Annotated in this window: 14 protein-coding genes and 1 tRNA gene; 4 read left to right on the top strand and 11 right to left on the bottom strand. The window is 66.4% G+C overall.

Annotated elements, in window-relative coordinates:
• Positions 1–156 precede the first annotated feature (156 nt).
• From SARO_RS06055 to SARO_RS06030, 6 genes are all read right to left on the bottom strand, one after another.
• Positions 157–1740, bottom strand: coding sequence for a fatty acid--CoA ligase (locus SARO_RS06055; protein WP_011444870.1), 1584 nt, complete (start codon positions 1738–1740; stop codon positions 157–159).
• A gap of 70 nt (positions 1741–1810) precedes the next feature.
• On the bottom strand, positions 1811–2398 hold the full coding sequence (locus SARO_RS06050; RefSeq protein ID WP_011444869.1) for an HD domain-containing protein: 588 nt from the start codon (positions 2396–2398) through the stop codon (positions 1811–1813).
• 63 nt (positions 2399–2461) lie between these two features.
• Entirely contained in the window at positions 2462–3922 is a 1461-nt protein-coding gene (locus SARO_RS06045; RefSeq protein ID WP_011444868.1) for an MFS transporter, read from the bottom strand.
• A 4-nt stretch (positions 3923–3926) separates the two neighbouring features.
• Positions 3927–5606: a GMC oxidoreductase gene (locus tag SARO_RS06040; protein WP_011444867.1), complete on the bottom strand. Its 1680-nt coding sequence runs from the start codon at positions 5604–5606 to the stop codon at positions 3927–3929.
• Positions 5607–5624: 18 nt separating this feature from the next.
• Positions 5625–6269 carry a gluconate 2-dehydrogenase subunit 3 family protein gene (locus SARO_RS06035; RefSeq protein ID WP_011444866.1) on the bottom strand — a complete coding sequence of 215 codons (645 nt, stop codon included), beginning with the start codon at positions 6267–6269 and terminating at the stop codon, positions 5625–5627.
• 122 nt (positions 6270–6391) lie between these two features.
• On the bottom strand, positions 6392–6706 hold the full coding sequence (locus SARO_RS06030; RefSeq protein WP_041550196.1) for an ArsR/SmtB family transcription factor: 315 nt from the start codon (positions 6704–6706) through the stop codon (positions 6392–6394).
• 125 nt (positions 6707–6831) lie between these two features.
• Between SARO_RS06030 and SARO_RS06025 the strand changes: the two genes are divergently transcribed.
• From SARO_RS06025 to SARO_RS06015, 3 genes are all read left to right on the top strand, one after another.
• Positions 6832–7755 (top strand): MBL fold metallo-hydrolase, encoded by a 924-nt coding sequence (locus tag SARO_RS06025; RefSeq protein WP_011444864.1) that lies wholly within the window; start codon positions 6832–6834, stop codon positions 7753–7755.
• Positions 7755–8540, top strand: a complete 786-nt coding sequence (locus SARO_RS06020) for a sulfite exporter TauE/SafE family protein (protein ID WP_041550765.1) — start codon at positions 7755–7757, stop codon at positions 8538–8540. The genes SARO_RS06025 and SARO_RS06020 overlap by 1 nt, the downstream gene beginning before the upstream one ends.
• A gap of 150 nt (positions 8541–8690) precedes the next feature.
• Positions 8691–8767, top strand: a tRNA-Pro gene (locus SARO_RS06015).
• A gap of 22 nt (positions 8768–8789) precedes the next feature.
• On the opposite strand, the gene SARO_RS06010 is transcribed toward SARO_RS06015, so the two are convergent.
• The 5 genes from SARO_RS06010 to glmU form a co-directional block, all read right to left on the bottom strand.
• The gene (locus tag SARO_RS06010) at positions 8790–9245 is read right to left on the bottom strand and encodes a tRNA (cytidine(34)-2'-O)-methyltransferase (protein ID WP_011444862.1); all 456 of its coding nucleotides are present in this window, start codon (positions 9243–9245) and stop codon (positions 8790–8792) included.
• Positions 9246–9256: 11 nt separating this feature from the next.
• Positions 9257–11080 (bottom strand): glutamine--fructose-6-phosphate transaminase (isomerizing), encoded by a 1824-nt coding sequence (gene glmS, locus SARO_RS06005; protein WP_011444861.1) that lies wholly within the window; start codon positions 11078–11080, stop codon positions 9257–9259.
• Positions 11081–11098: 18 nt separating this feature from the next.
• Positions 11099–11464 (bottom strand): type II toxin-antitoxin system VapC family toxin, encoded by a 366-nt coding sequence (locus SARO_RS06000; protein ID WP_011444860.1) that lies wholly within the window; start codon positions 11462–11464, stop codon positions 11099–11101.
• Between the two features lie 3 nt (positions 11465–11467).
• A complete protein-coding gene (locus SARO_RS05995; protein WP_011444859.1) occupies positions 11468–11716 on the bottom strand; it encodes a ribbon-helix-helix domain-containing protein in 249 nt (82 codons plus the stop codon).
• Positions 11717–11792: 76 nt separating this feature from the next.
• Positions 11793–13166, bottom strand: coding sequence for a bifunctional UDP-N-acetylglucosamine diphosphorylase/glucosamine-1-phosphate N-acetyltransferase GlmU (gene glmU / locus SARO_RS05990; RefSeq protein ID WP_011444858.1), 1374 nt, complete (start codon positions 13164–13166; stop codon positions 11793–11795).
• Between the two features lie 61 nt (positions 13167–13227).
• Here glmU and SARO_RS05985 point away from each other — a divergent pair, with 61 nt between their 5' ends.
• Complete coding sequence (locus SARO_RS05985) at positions 13228–13899, top strand: HAD-IA family hydrolase (protein ID WP_011444857.1); 672 nt, start codon at positions 13228–13230, stop codon at positions 13897–13899.
• The last annotated feature ends 2 nt before the right edge of the window (positions 13900–13901 follow it).

Below are 13901 nucleotides of genomic sequence, written 5' to 3'. Positions count from 1 at the left end.
GCGCCCGGAACAGCCGTCAGAACATGGCACCGCACGGCATGGCGGGCCTCGCTCCGCGCAATGCTCCGCCCAGACCGTCACCCTGAACTTGTTTCAGGGTCCATCGCGCGCCATCCACAATGCCCGCAGGGGCAACGTGGCCTGCCGACATCCTCCTCAATTCACCTGCCGCTCGAACCCCGCCCAATAGGGTTCGCGCAGGGTCCGGCGCAGGATCTTGCCCGAAGGGTTGCGCGGGAGGGCGTCGATGACATCGACCGACTTGGGCACCTTGAAGCCGGCAAGCCGCTCGCGGGTCCAGTCGATGATCGACTGAGGGTCGATCGTGTGGCCCGGCTTGGGGACGCAGACGGCCTTGACCGCCTCGCCCCATTTCTCGTCGGGCACACCGATCACCGCGACCTCCTGCACGTCCGGATGGCCGTAGATCGCGCTCTCGACCTGTGCGGGATAGACGTTTTCGCCGCCCGAGATGATCATGTCCTTGATGCGGTCGTGCATGTAGACATAGCCATCTTCGTCGAGATAGCCGGCGTCACCCGTCGAAATCCAGCCGTCCGGCGTCATCGTCTTTGCGGTTGCCTCGGGCAGGTTCCAGTAGCCCAGCATGTTGTTCGACGAGCGGGTCTGGATCTCACCGATCTCGTTGGGACCAAGCGACCTGCCGTTCTCGTCGATCACGCGCACTTCCACGCCCGGAAGTGGCTTCCCTGCCGACCGCATGCGCTGGTTGCCGTTGACGTCGTGGTCCTCGGGCGGAAGCATGCAGATCGTGCCGGTGGTCTCGGTCATGCCATAGGCCTGGATGAATTCGGCGCTGAACATGGCGATGCATTCGCGCAGCAGGACGAGCGGGATCGGCGATGCGCCGTAGATGATGTACTTGACCCGGCTGAAATCGACGCTGGCGCAATCTGGGTGGTTGAGCAGCATCTGCAACGCGGCGGGCACGATGAAGAAGCGGGTGACGCCTTTCTGTTCCACCGCATCGAAGACCGCGCGCGGCTCGAACTCGGCCAGCACGATGCCCGGTAGACCCGCGCCGATGGCCATGACCCCAAGCCCGGTGCCGCCGATGTGCGCGCAGGGCATGGCGACGAGGATCGCCTCGTCGTCGGTCATCGTCGTATAGGGCTGATCGTTGCCGATCGACTGCTTGCGCAGGCCGAACAGGTTGCGGTTGGAAAGCACCGCCCCCTTGGGATTGCCGGTCGTGCCGGAGGTATAGAGCTGGAGCACCGCATCGTCCGCGCCCGCGGGCTCGAACGCGCCGGCAGGCAGGCCGTCAATCCAGTGCCATGCCTCTGCCTGGGTCAGGCAGTGACCGACCGCCGGCAGCGCCGCGAATGCATCGGCCAGGCCTTCGAAGCCTTCTCCAAGAAACACCATGCGCGCCTGCGCATCGCCCGCGATCCATGTCGCCTCGACGGGCGCAAGGCGCCAGCCGATCGGCACCATCACCGCGCCAAGACGCGCCGCGGCGAAGAACAGCGCGAAGTAGAGCGTGCTGTTCTTGCCGAACCAGGCGATCCGGTCACCCTTGGCGATCCCCATTGCGGCAAGCCCGCCGGCGATCCGCGCGGTGGTTTCCTCCAGTTCGCCATAGGTCAGCTTGCGATCGGGCCCGTCGAGCGCGACGCCTTGCGGACGATCCTCCGCCCAGAAGCGCAGGAAGCCGTCGAACGTGAACAGGTGCGCGGTGCGTTCCGCAGTCGTGGGCTTAAGGGCCACATCGGCCATGTTTCGCTCTCCCAAGCTGTTTGCGCAATTTAATCACGCAATTAAGCCGGGGCCAAGCCTCTTAATCGCGTCAGGTTTCGGCCAGGGCCTTCTTGTAGACGCTGTTCAGCGGCTTCTCGAAAAGGCGCATGACCATCGGCTCGAAGAACGAGAGCGGAAGGCTGTCGTATTCCGGGTCGAAGGCCGGGCAGTCGTACTTCTCGATGAACTCGGCAGTGGCCGCGTAGTGCGGGTGGCCTTCGAACTGGTCGCGGACATTGCGGTCGAGGCCGAGGAAGTGGAAGAAGTTGTAGCCCTGGAAAAGGCCGTGGTGCTGCACGATCCAGTGCAGTTCCTCGGACACGAAGGGCTTGAGGATCGCGGCGGCAATGTCGGGATGGTTATAGGCGCCCAGCGTATCGCCGATGTCGTGCAGCAGCGCCATGACGACATAGTCCTCGTCGCGCCCGTCGCGGTGGGCGCGCGTCGCTGTCTGGAGGCAATGCGTCAGCCGGTCCACCGCAAAGCCGCCGCAGTCCCCTTCGAGCAGGCGCAGGTGTTCCAGCACCCGCGCGCCGCCAGTGCGGGCAAAGGGGCGCATGTGCGTCATGATCGCGTCCCAGTCTTCCTGGGTGCCCTCCGTCATGGTGTGGAACTTGGCCGTCGGCAGATCGTCCATTGCGCGCTTCCTCTTCCCACGCCTGCGAGTCTCCAGCCCGCAGTGCGTGTTTCGCGCGCCAGCTTATCCGGTTTGCGCGGCTTTGGAAGATGGTTCCGGCGCAAAGATCCGCGCCGGCAGCAGCAGCGCAAGCACCAGGCACACCACCAGCAGCACGAGGATCACCGCCAGCGCCGCATATACGCCTCCCGCCCCCGCCCCGGCGACCGGCCCGCGCAACGCGAAGTAGGCGCTTCCCACCAGCGCGATGCCGAACGCACTGCCCATCTGCAGCACGGTCTTGAGGATGCCGCTGGCAGCCCCCGCATGGCGCCGGTCCACTCTGGCAAGCGCGACGGGCGAAACCGGCCCGGAAAGCGTACCCATGCCTACGCCAGCCAGCAGCAGCGCCGGCAACAGGAGGAACAGGTCGTGCCCGCCAAGCGCGATCCAGCCAAGCGCGGCGCTGTCGGCCACAAGCAGCGCCAGCGCCGCGCAGACCATGACCCACTTGCCTGCCCGCGCCAGGTAGCGCCGCCCGAGAAATCCCATGCCGACCATGACCCCGGCGCTGAAGGGGATATGCACCAGTCCAGTCTGCAGGGGGCTGTAGCCGAGCCGCGACTGGAGAGCGTGCGCGAACACGAACAGGAAGCCGGTGTTGGCCGCCGAGAAAACGAGGCCGATCAGCGCGCCTGTGCGGAACAGGCCGTCGTGCAGCAATTCGGGATCGAAGATCACCGGGCGCCCCGCCCCGGCCCGGCGCACCAGACCGCGCCACGCCGCCCACATCAGCAGGGGCGATGCCGCCAGCAGCGCCATGCTCGCGGTATCCATGCCGACATGTTCCCCGCGCACCAGCGGAAACAGCATCGCCGCAAGCGCCGCGCCGAAGGAAAGTGTGCCGATCACGTCGATCCGCCCGCCCTTGTGCGCCACCTCGCGCGGCAGGAACCGCCAGCCCGCGGCAAGCGCCGCAAGGCCGATGGGCAGGTTGATGAGGAACACCGTGCGCCAGCCGAGCCCGGCAATGTCGGCCGCAATCAGCAGGCCGCCAAGGATCGGCCCGGCGATGCCGGCCAGACCGCCGATCACCCCGAACCAGGCCAGGCGTCCGATGCGCTCCACCGGATCGTAGAGGATCTGGATCACCGCCATGACCTGCGGCGCCATGATCGCGCCTGCCGCCCCCTGGAGAACACGCGCAGCGACCAGCAGTCCGGGGTCCGATGCCATGCCGCAAAGCGCCGATGCCACGGTGAATCCGCCCACGCCCGCCAGGAACATCGCCCGCCCGCCGAACAGGTCCCCCAACCTGCCGCCAAGGATCAGCAGCAACCCGAAGGCGAGCGAATAGCCCGCCGCGATCCACTGCGCGGTATCGCCCCCAAGGTCCTGCCCTCTCGCCGCAAAGTCGGCCTGCATGGCCGGCAGCGCGGTGTTGATGATCGTGACGTCCACGATCTCCAGCACCAGCGCGGTGATGAGCGTGAAGAAGGCGAGGCTCTTCTGCCTCTCGGTCATGCCGGCGATGTCATTTGCCATCGGCTCAGATCGCACCTTCGCGCAGCATCCTGACCGCCGCATCGCAGGCACGTGCGGTCAGCGCCATGTAGGTGAGCGAAGGGTTCTGGCAGGCCGAGGACGCCATCTGCGCGCCGTCGGTGACGAACAGGTTGGCGACGTCGTGGCTCTGGCTCCACTTGTTGAGCACCGAGGTCTTCGGGTCGTGGCCCATGCGCGCGCCGCCCATCTCGTGGATCGCCATGCCACCGGTGCCGGGCTGGTCCGAACCCATGACGACCATGCCGCCCGCCGCCGTCATCATTTCGGCGGCATCGGCCTTGGCCTGGGCAAGTGCTGCCTGCTCTTCCTTGCCATAGGCGAAGTCGATGCGGAGTTGGGGAATGCCGAAGCGGTCGGTTTTCACCGGGTCCAGCGTCAGGCGGTTGCTGTCGCGCGGGACGCAGTCGGCGAAGGCGACCAGCACCATGCGCCACATGCCCGGCGTACGCAGCTTGTCCTTGAAGTCGGCGCCGATGCCCGCCTCGCGCTTGCCCGCGCCCCAGTTGCTCTGCAATGCGCCGCCCTGGTACGAATAGCCACGCGTGTGCCCCGCACCGTCCATCTCGTCCATGTTGCGATAGCGCGCGATGACCACGCCCGTCGGCCGGTTGCCGAAACTGGTGCGGCCGTTGAACTGCGGGAACAGCGCAATCGTCGACAGCGTGTTGGCGTGGTCCATGATCTGCGTGCCCAGAACGCCGCTCGAATTGCCCAGCCCGTTCGGCATCGCCTCGGAACGCGAATTCAGCAGCACGTGCACCGAATTGAATGCACTGGCGTTGAGGAACACCATGCGCGCGGTGGCGCTACCGCGCGAACCGTCCTTGGTGTTCACATAGCGCACGCCGGTCACGCGCTTCGTCGCCGGATCGTAGTCGACATGCTCGACGATGGCATCGGTGACCACGGTCAGGTTGCCCGTGGCCTTGGCCGCCGGCAGCGTGCTCGATTGCGTCGAGAAATATGCCCCGTACGAGCAACCGCGCGCACAGATCGAACGGTTCTGGCAGGCGGAGCGGCCCTCGTCCGGCTTGGCCTGGGTCATGTTGGCGACACGACCGACCGTCATGCAGCGACCATACCTGTCCGCCACGACCTGCCGGACGTGACGCTCCACGGCGTTCAGCGCCATCGGCGGCTGGAACCGGCCGTCGGGAAGCTGCGGCAGGCCCTCCGCCGCGCCGGAAACGCCGATGAACTCCTCGACCTTGTCGTACCATGGAGCCAGGTCGGCGTAGCGGATCGGCCAGTCAGTGCCGTTGCCGTCGCGCTTGTTGGCGCTGAAATCGTAGTCCGACCAGCGATAGGCCTGCCTCCCCCAGGTCAGCGAGCGTCCGCCAAGCTGATAGGACCGCAGCCAGTTGAACTCGCTGTCCGGACCAGTGGCGTAGGGGTTCTCCTTGTCGTTGACGAAGTGCCCCTGCGTGAACTCGTTGAAATGGCGGTTCTGCGCCTGCACCTGGTATTCGCGCGCATAAAGCGCGGCATCGCCCACGCCGCGAAACGGCATCTCCCAGGGCGTCTTCATCTCGGTCGGGTAATCGCCGTGGACGATCTCGCGCCCGCGCTCGATCATCAGGACCTTTAGGCCCGCCTGCGTCAGTTCCTTGGCTGCCCAGCCGCCGGTGATACCCGAGCCTACCACGATCGCATCGAATTGCATGTCTGTCGCTTTCCGCTCTTATCCGAAGTCCACTGCGGTCCAGTCGCTTGAAATCGCCCGGAAACCGGGCGTCAGCGGCAGGTCCGGATCAAAGCGGCCAGGGACATGGACGTATTGAAGTTCCTGCGATCCGCCGACCTCGCCGGTGTAGTAGCCGGTCAGGATCAGGCCCTTGATCGCCTTCCACGGATGCTCGCCCGCGCCCTCGGCAAAGGCTTCGGCGTCGAGCGCTGCCAGCAGGCGCCCACGCTCGGCGACAGGGCGGCCAAGGAAATCGCCGCCTGCGCGGTCGTCGAGAATGCGTTCGAGCCAGGCGACATGGCGAAGCGAACCGTCGTTGCGCAGAAAACGCTCGACCGATGCGCCGAAGGCAGGCGTCGCCGCCGAAGCCATCGGCTTGCGCGTCCCGTCAAGACCATGGGCGAGCGCGAGAATCGCAAAGTCCCCGGCCCCCGTCTCGCCCGCGCCAGGCGTGCCGGTGCGCGGGATCACAAGCTGGCTGACATCCTTCATCACCATGCGCTGCCGGTCGCTCGGAGCATCTTCGGCATCAAGGTGCGTCAGCCGGACGGCCGCCACCGGCACCCCGATGGCCAGCGCCAGCAACGCCGTCGCGCCAATAAAATCCCGACGGTTCCAGCCGCCTTGCCGTCCCTTTGCCATGAAGCAGTCGCTCTCCCATGCGCGCGTCCATACCCGGCTGCCGCGCCAATATAGAACGAATACTCTAATTCTGTGTCGGGCCGCAAGGGGGGATGGACCGCCAAGTCGCGGCTAGGGCGACCTCATTCCTGGGAGCGCTTCTCGCAGATCTCGCAAAGCGCGTGGATGATCGCGCGGACGACCTCGTCCTTCAGGCTGTAGAACCGCACTTGCGCGGCTACCCGGCTGTCCACCGCATCCTCGTCGCGCAGCCGCGCAAGATGCTGGGAAACTGCGGATTGCGAAAGGCCGGTCAGCTCGACAAGCTCGCTTACCGAAACTTCACCCTCGTCCATCCTGCAAAGCATGAGCAACCGCTCCGGATGGCTCATCGTGCGCATCCGTGCAGCCATCGAGGCTGCATTGTCCTTCAGGTCAGCGAGGTTACCGGGCTTCATTGCCAACAGCAGATAGCGTCGAAATCGGGTCACACAAGAGAGGCGGCGCCCGTGGCACTTGATTATATGATATTTTTCTTATATTCAATCTATCGAATATAAATGACCTGCCGGAGCATCAGCCAATGACCGACCTGTACCTCTCCGTCGCCACCGCGCAAATCAACGCCGCGCAGGCAAAGGGCCAGGTGCCTGTCATCAGGACCTTTTTTGACGAAGCGACCTTCACCGCCACCCATGTCGTGCACGATCCCGCGACGCGCAGGGCCGCGATCATCGATTCCGTCCTCGACTTCGACCAGCCGTCGGGGCGAACGAGCCATGCCTCGGCTGACGCCATCATTTCCTATGTCCGCGAGGAAGGCCTCGTCGTCGACTGGCTGCTCGAAACGCACGCCCATGCCGACCATCTTTCCGCCGCGCCCTATCTCAAGGAGGCGCTTGGCGGCACGATCGCCATCGGCTCGGCGATTCGGACCGTCCAGAAAGTGTTCGGCACGGTCTTCAACGAAGGCCCCGGCTTTGCCCGCGACGGCAGCCAGTTCGACGCGCTGATGGACGATGGCGACCGCTTCCGCGTGGGCACCATCGAAGCCATTGCGCTCCACGTTCCCGGCCACACCCCGGCTTGCCTTGCCTACGTCATCGGCGATGCGGTCTTCGTCGGCGATACCCTCTTCATGCCCGACTACGGCACGGCCCGCGCCGATTTTCCCGGCGGCGACGCGCGCACGCTCTACCGCTCGATCCGGCGACTGATGCAATTGCCCTCCGAAACGCGCGTGTTCCTTTGCCACGATTACAAGGCGCCCAATCGCGACGGCTTCGTCTGGGAAACCACCATCGGCGCGGAACGGACCGCCAACGTCCACGTGCATGAAGGCGTGGCCGAAGACGATTTCGTGGCGATGCGCGAAGCTCGGGATGCGACGCTCGGGATGCCGCGCCTGATACTCCCGTCGATCCAGGTCAACATGCGCGCCGGTCACCTTCCCGAACCGGACACGAACGGGGTGCGCTACCTCAAGCTGCCGGTGGACCTGCTGTGATCCTGCTCGATCTGCAACACCTGCTCGCCAGCCTTTCGGGCGTCCTCGTCGGGTTCGTCCTCGGGCTGGTCGGAGGCGGCGGCTCGATCCTCGCGGTGCCGCTCATGGTCTACCTCGTCGGCGTGGCCAATCCTCATGTCGCCATCGGTACCAGCGCGCTGGCGGTCGCGGCGAACGCGCTCTCGGGCCTTGCCAGCCATGCCCGCGCGCGCAACGTCAACTGGCGCTGCGGCGGCATGTTCGCGGCAGCGGGGGTGGTTGGCGCGCTTGTGGGCTCCACGCTCGGCAAGGCGGTCGATGGCCAGCGCCTGCTCGCGCTCTTCGCGCTGCTCATGCTCGTCGTCGCCTTCCTCATGTGGCGCGGGCGCGGCGAACAAGGCATCGAAGGCGTGACCTGCAACCGCGAGAACCTCCCCAGGGTCGTCTCCTTCGGTCTCGGCACCGGGGCGCTTTCGGGGTTCTTCGGCATCGGCGGCGGCTTCCTGATCGTGCCCGCGCTGGTGGCTTCCACCGCCATGCCGATAGGCCGCGCCATCGGCACCTCGCTCGTCGCCGTCAGCGCCTTCGGTCTGGCCACCTCGCTGAACTACGCCGCGTCGGGCCTGCTCGACTGGCCGCTCGCCATCGCCTTCATTGTCGGCGGGGTGCTCGGCTCGGTTGCCGGAACCGCCGCCTCGACGCGCCTTGCCGCGCGCAAGGGTACGCTGAACACCGTCTTCGCAGGCCTGATCGTGGTCGTGGCGCTCTACATGCTGGCGCGAAGCTGGTCCGCACTGGCAGGATGAAACCGCCCGTTGTGACGAAGGGCGGCCTCAGGTCCGGGGATCATCCCGGAACTTTCACGCTCCGTTCCCACCTCGTTCTGCCACTCCTTACCACCAGCGGTCGTTTCTGCTTGCGCGGAAAGCCCGGAGAAACTAGGGGCCGTGCCCAGTCGGGGAGTAGCGCAGCCTGGTAGCGCATCTGGTTTGGGACCAGAGGGTCGTAGGTTCGAATCCTATCTCCCCGACCATTTCCTTGCAGTCCCCGCCCGATTACCCCGGCGGCAGCCCTCCTGTCTGGCGAAGGGCCTCACCCAGCGCCAGGGCCGTTGCAATCGCGAGGTTCAGCGAGCGCACTTCCGGCCGGATCGGGATCCGCACCCGCTCGTCACAGGCCTGCGCCACCTCGTCCGGAACGCCCGCGCTCTCCTTGCCGAACAGCAGCACGTCATCGGCCCTGAAGCGGAAGTCGTGTAGCGACTGTTCGGCCTTCGTGGTGAACAGAACCAGCCGCCCAGGCGCGACAGAGGCGCGAAACGGCCCGAAGCCGGCGTGGCGCGTGACCTTCACGTGGTCGATGTAGTCCATCGCCGCGCGCCGCACGCGCCGATCCTCCCAAGCGAAGCCCATCGGCTCCACCAGGTCGACATTAACGCCAAGGCACGCACCGAGGCGCATGACCGCGCCAACGTTTCCGGCAATCTCCGGCTCGTACAGGGCAATCCGCATCGCCGCCGGGCTCACTCCACCGTCACGCTCTTGGCAAGGTTGCGCGGCTGGTCGACGTCGGTGCCCTTGGCCACGGCCACGTGGTAGGCGAGAAGCTGCACCGGCACGGCGTAGACCAGCGGCGCGATCAGCGGGTGGACCTTCGGCATTTCGATCGTGGCGAGGCACCCCTCGCCCGCCTCGGCCAGCCCTTCCGCGTCGGAAATGAGCACGATCTTGCCGCCCCGCGCCCGCACTTCCTGCATGTTGCTGACCGTCTTCTCGAACAGGGGGCCGCTCGGCGCCAGCACGATCACCGGCACGGCCTCGTCGATCAGCGCGATGGGCCCGTGCTTCATCTCGCCCGAGGCGTAACCCTCGGCATGGATGTAGCTGATTTCCTTGAGCTTGAGCGCGCCTTCCAGCGCCAGCGGATAGTCCGGCCCGCGCCCGAGGTAGAGCACGTCGCGCGCGGGCGCGATGAGGTGGGCCATGCCCGCGATTTCCTCGTCGTGCGAAAGCGCGGCATTGAGCGCGGCCGGCGTCTCGACAAGCTGCTCTACGATGGCCGCCTCCTCCTCGCGCGTCAGCCGCCCGCGCTTTACTGCAAGGTGCGCGGCGAGCGCGGCGAGGACGGCAAGCTGGCAGGTGAACGCCTTGGTCGAAGCGACGCCGATTTCCGGGCCCGCGTGGGTCGGCAGCAGCAGGTCCGCCTCGCGCGCCATCGAGCTTGTCGGCACGTTGACGACGACCGCGATGGTCTGTCCGGCCGCCTTGCAGTGGCGCAGCGCCGCCAGCGTATCGGCGGTCTCGCCGCTCTGCGAGATGAACAGCGCCAGCCCGCCCGGCTCGAGCACCGGGTCGCGGTAACGGAACTCGGATGCCACGTCGATGTCCACCGGCAGGCGGGCGAACTGTTCGAACCAGTACTTCGCCACCATGCCGGCATAGTAGCTCGTCCCGCAGGCGACGATGGTGACGCGGTTGATGCTGGCAAGGTCGAAGTCGATCTGTGGCAGCGCCACGGTCTGCTCCACGCGGCGCAGGTAGCTGCGCAAGGTCTGGGCGACGACGGCGGGCTGCTCGAAGATTTCCTTCTGCATGAAGTGGCGATAGTTGCCCTTCTCGATCGCCGCCGCCGTCGCGCCCGAAGCCACGATCGGGCGCGTGACCGGCTTGTTCTCGGCATCGAAGATCTGCGCGCCCTCGCGCTTGACGACGACCCAGTCGCCTTCCTCCAGATAGGCGATGCGCTGGGTCAGCGGCGCCAGGGCGATGGCGTCCGATCCCAGATAGGTCTCGCCTTCGCCATACCCAACCACCAGCGGCGAGCCCAGGCGCGCGCCGATCAGCATGTCGTCGTGGCTGCGAAAGGCCACGGCGATGGCGAATGCGCCGCGCAGTTGCGGCAGTACCGCCTTCACCGCATCCTGCGGCGAAAGCCCCGCCTCGACCTGCTCGGACACCAGGTGCGCGATCACTTCGGTATCGGTCTCGCTCTCGAACCTGCGCCCCCGCGCGATCAGGGCTTCGCGCAGCGGCTTGAAGTTCTCGATGATGCCGTTGTGGACCAGCGCCACCTCGTCGGTCGCATGGGGGTGCGCGTTGCTGGTGGTCGGTGCGCCGTGCGTCGCCCAGCGAGTATGCGCGATGCCGATCAGGCCCGACGCGGGATTGCGCACCAGTTCCGCGACCAGGTTGTTCAGCTTGCCCTCGGCGCGACGGCGGATCAGCCGGCCGCCTTCCACGGTGCACACGCCGGCGCTGTCATAGCCGCGGTATTCCATCCGCCGCAGGCCGTCGACCAGCCGGTCCGCAACCTGTTCCTTGCCGACGATTCCGATGATTCCGCACATGGGGAAATGGCACTTTCGCTAGAGGGTATAGGGTACGCGAATCCCCGGCATGGTGGCCGGAAAATCCTTGGTATTTCGTGTAACCAGAATGCTTCCGTTGATCTGCGCAGTGGCCAGGATGTAGGCGTCCATGACCTTCATCCGGCTCCTGTACCGGATATCGGCCGCCGCCATGGCAATCCGCGCGTCGATTTCCACGGTATCGAAATGGCTCAGCGCCTCGCGCACCAGTTCGCGCCGTTCAAGCGTTTCGCCCGCCAGGACCTCGGTCCACACGATCCGGCTGATCCGGTGCGAGCGATATCGGGCAAGCTCCTGCGTCGCCTGGGGCACGCGCTTAAGCCAGTCGATAACGATGCTGGTGTCGAAGAAGGGGGCGGACACGGATCAGATGTCTGCGTAAGGTCTGCGGTCTTCGCGGATCGCGCGCTGATATGCGACGCTGTCGGGGATGTCGTCGCGCTCGGCCCAAAGCCCGGCGAAACGATCGATCCAGTCGTTGCTGCTGCTGCCCTGCACCAGGAAAAGCTTCACCGCCTCGCGCACCAGCGCCGCCCGCGACTTGCCGAGAGCCGCAGCGCGCGCATCCAGCTTCTCGATGTCTTCGTCCGGCAGATCTGCAAGGATGCGAGTCATGTTGATATCATGATATCATATCGTGATATCGTCAAGCCGCATCTTCCTCCGCGAGGCCACATCCGCGCCTGATCTTTCAGGATTTCTTTTCCGCCTTCTTCTTCTTCATCGCGTCGTGGAAACGGTCTGCCCAGCCCGGCTTGACGAGCTGTTCGGCGCGCACCATGCGCAATTCACCGTCCGCCACATCGCGCGATACGGCACTTCCGGCGGCAACGATGGCGTCGGCGCCAATCCGCACCGGCGCGATCAGCGCGCTGTTCGATCCGATGAACGCGCGCTCGCCGATCACGGTCCTGTGCTTGAAGTAACCGTCATAGTTGCAGGTGATGGTGCCTGCCCCGATGTTCGCGCCCGCACCCACGTCGGCATCACCCAGATAGGTCAGGTGGTTGGCCTTGGCACCCTTGTGCAGCACCGCGTTCTTCACCTCGACGAAGTTGCCGACCTTGACCTTCTCCTCCAGCCGCGCGCCCGGCCGCAGTCGCGCATATGGCCCGACTTCCACGCCCTGCGCCAGGCTCGCCCCTTCGAGATGGCTGAAGGCGTGGATCGTCACGTTGTCGCCCACCGTCACGCCGGGGCCGAAGAACACGTTGGGCTCGATCGTCACGTCGCGGCCCAGCACCGTGTCCCACGCGAACCAGACCGTCTCGGGCGCGATCAGGCTGGCCCCGTCGGCCATGGCGGCCGCGCGGCGGCGCTGCTGCCAGCGCCCTTCCGCCTCGGCCAGTTCGCCGCGACTGTTGATCCCGGCCACCTCGTCCGCATCGTCCGTCACCACCACCGCGCAGGTCCGGCCATCGGCAATGGCGATGTTGACCACGTCGGGCAGGTAGTATTCGCCCTGCGCGTTGTCGTTGCCGACGCGCGCCAGCAGCCCGAACAGGTCCGCGCTGCGCACCGCCATAAGGCCCGAATTGCACACGCGGCAGGCGCGTTCGGCCTCGCTCGCGTCCTTGTGCTCCACCATCTTCACGATGCGGCCGTCATCGGCGATCACGCGGCCGTATTGCAGCGTGTCGGCGGGCGCGAAGCCCAGCACCACAGCGGCAGGCTCGTCCGCGCCGTGCAGGCGTTCGATCATCGCGCGCATGGTCGATGCACGCACGAACGGCACATCGCCATAGAGGATCAGCACATCGCCCTCGAAGCCCGACAGCGCGCCTTGCGCCTGCTGCACCGCGTGGGCGGTGCCAAGCTGCGGGTCCTGCACCGCGATGTCCGCGCTGCCGCCCAGCGCCTTCTCCAGCTGCTCGCGCCCGTGGCCAGCCACGACGACCTGGCGCGCGGGGGAAAGTTCGGCGGCGCTCGCCATCAGGTGCATCAGCATCGGCCGCCCGGCGATCGGGTGGAGCACCTTGTGCAGGTCGCTCTTCATGCGGGTGCCCTTGCCGGCGGCAAGGACGATGATGGCAAGGGGGCTATCCACGGTAGAAGCGTCGGTCATGCGCGCACCCTTGCCAGACAAACCTTGCGCTTTCCAGAACGGCGCGCCAGTTGCGCACACCATGGCCAAATTTCCTTATGCGATCGTCGGCTTCGACCTCGACGGGACGCTGCTCGATACCTCCCGCGATCTCGGCACCGCGCTCAATCACGCGCTGGCGCTCGCCGGTCGCCCGCCGGTTCTCCTGGAAGAGGTAACCCGCCACATCGGCGGCGGCGCGGCCCAGATGCTGCGCTCGGCGCTCACGGAATCGGGCGGGGTCGACGAGGAAGCCTTCCCCCGCCTCCAGGCCGAACTCATCGCCTTCTACGCAAGCAACATCGCCCACCACACCACGCTGTTTCCGGGCGGCGAAGCCATGCTCGACGCGCTCGATGCACGCGGCGTGAAAGTCGCCATCGCCACGAACAAGAAGGAATCGCTGGCGGTCCGCCTGTTCGAGGAACTGGGCATGACCCACCGCTTCGCGACGATCATCGGCGGGGACACGCTCGGCCCCGGCACCGCCAAGCCGCGCCCGGACATGCTCCACGCCATGGTCGAACGCTGCGGCGGCGGCCCGGCCGCCTTCGTCGGCGACACCACGTTCGATGTCGGCGCGGCCCGCGCGGCGGGCCTGCCCGTCGTCGCCGTCCGCTTCGGCTTCAACGACCTTCCGGCTGACGAGTTGAACGCCGATGCAGTGATCGATCACTTCGACGAACTCGTCCCCGCGCTGGAACAACTCGCCTGACG

It is taken from the genome of Novosphingobium aromaticivorans DSM 12444 (assembly GCF_000013325.1).
GTDB lineage: Bacteria > Pseudomonadota > Alphaproteobacteria > Sphingomonadales > Sphingomonadaceae > Novosphingobium > Novosphingobium aromaticivorans.
The sequence above is the reverse complement of the archived record's forward strand: the minus strand, read 5'-3'. Positions and strand labels throughout refer to the sequence as shown.

Excerpts from the sequence above, each read along its gene's own strand:
- SARO_RS06035 (WP_011444866.1), bottom strand. The coding sequence starts at position 6,269 with ATGGCAAAGGGACGGCAAGGCGGCTGGAACCGTCGGGATTTTATTGGC.
- glmS (WP_011444861.1), bottom strand. The coding sequence starts at position 11,080 with ATGTGCGGAATCATCGGAATCGTCGGCAAGGAACAGGTTGCGGACCGG.
- SARO_RS06045 (WP_011444868.1), bottom strand. The coding sequence starts at position 3,922 with ATGGCAAATGACATCGCCGGCATGACCGAGAGGCAGAAGAGCCTCGCC.
- SARO_RS06040 (WP_011444867.1), bottom strand. The coding sequence starts at position 5,606 with ATGCAATTCGATGCGATCGTGGTAGGCTCGGGTATCACCGGCGGCTGG.
- SARO_RS06025 (WP_011444864.1), top strand. The coding sequence starts at position 6,832 with ATGACCGACCTGTACCTCTCCGTCGCCACCGCGCAAATCAACGCCGCG.
- SARO_RS06010 (WP_011444862.1), bottom strand. The coding sequence starts at position 9,245 with ATGCGGATTGCCCTGTACGAGCCGGAGATTGCCGGAAACGTTGGCGCG.
- SARO_RS05985 (WP_011444857.1), top strand. The coding sequence starts at position 13,228 with ATGGCCAAATTTCCTTATGCGATCGTCGGCTTCGACCTCGACGGGACG.
- SARO_RS05995 (WP_011444859.1), bottom strand. The coding sequence starts at position 11,716 with ATGACTCGCATCCTTGCAGATCTGCCGGACGAAGACATCGAGAAGCTG.
- SARO_RS06030 (WP_041550196.1), bottom strand. The coding sequence starts at position 6,706 with ATGAAGCCCGGTAACCTCGCTGACCTGAAGGACAATGCAGCCTCGATG.
- SARO_RS06050 (WP_011444869.1), bottom strand. The coding sequence starts at position 2,398 with ATGGACGATCTGCCGACGGCCAAGTTCCACACCATGACGGAGGGCACC.
- SARO_RS06055 (WP_011444870.1), bottom strand. The coding sequence starts at position 1,740 with ATGGCCGATGTGGCCCTTAAGCCCACGACTGCGGAACGCACCGCGCAC.
- glmU (WP_011444858.1), bottom strand. The coding sequence starts at position 13,166 with ATGACCGACGCTTCTACCGTGGATAGCCCCCTTGCCATCATCGTCCTT.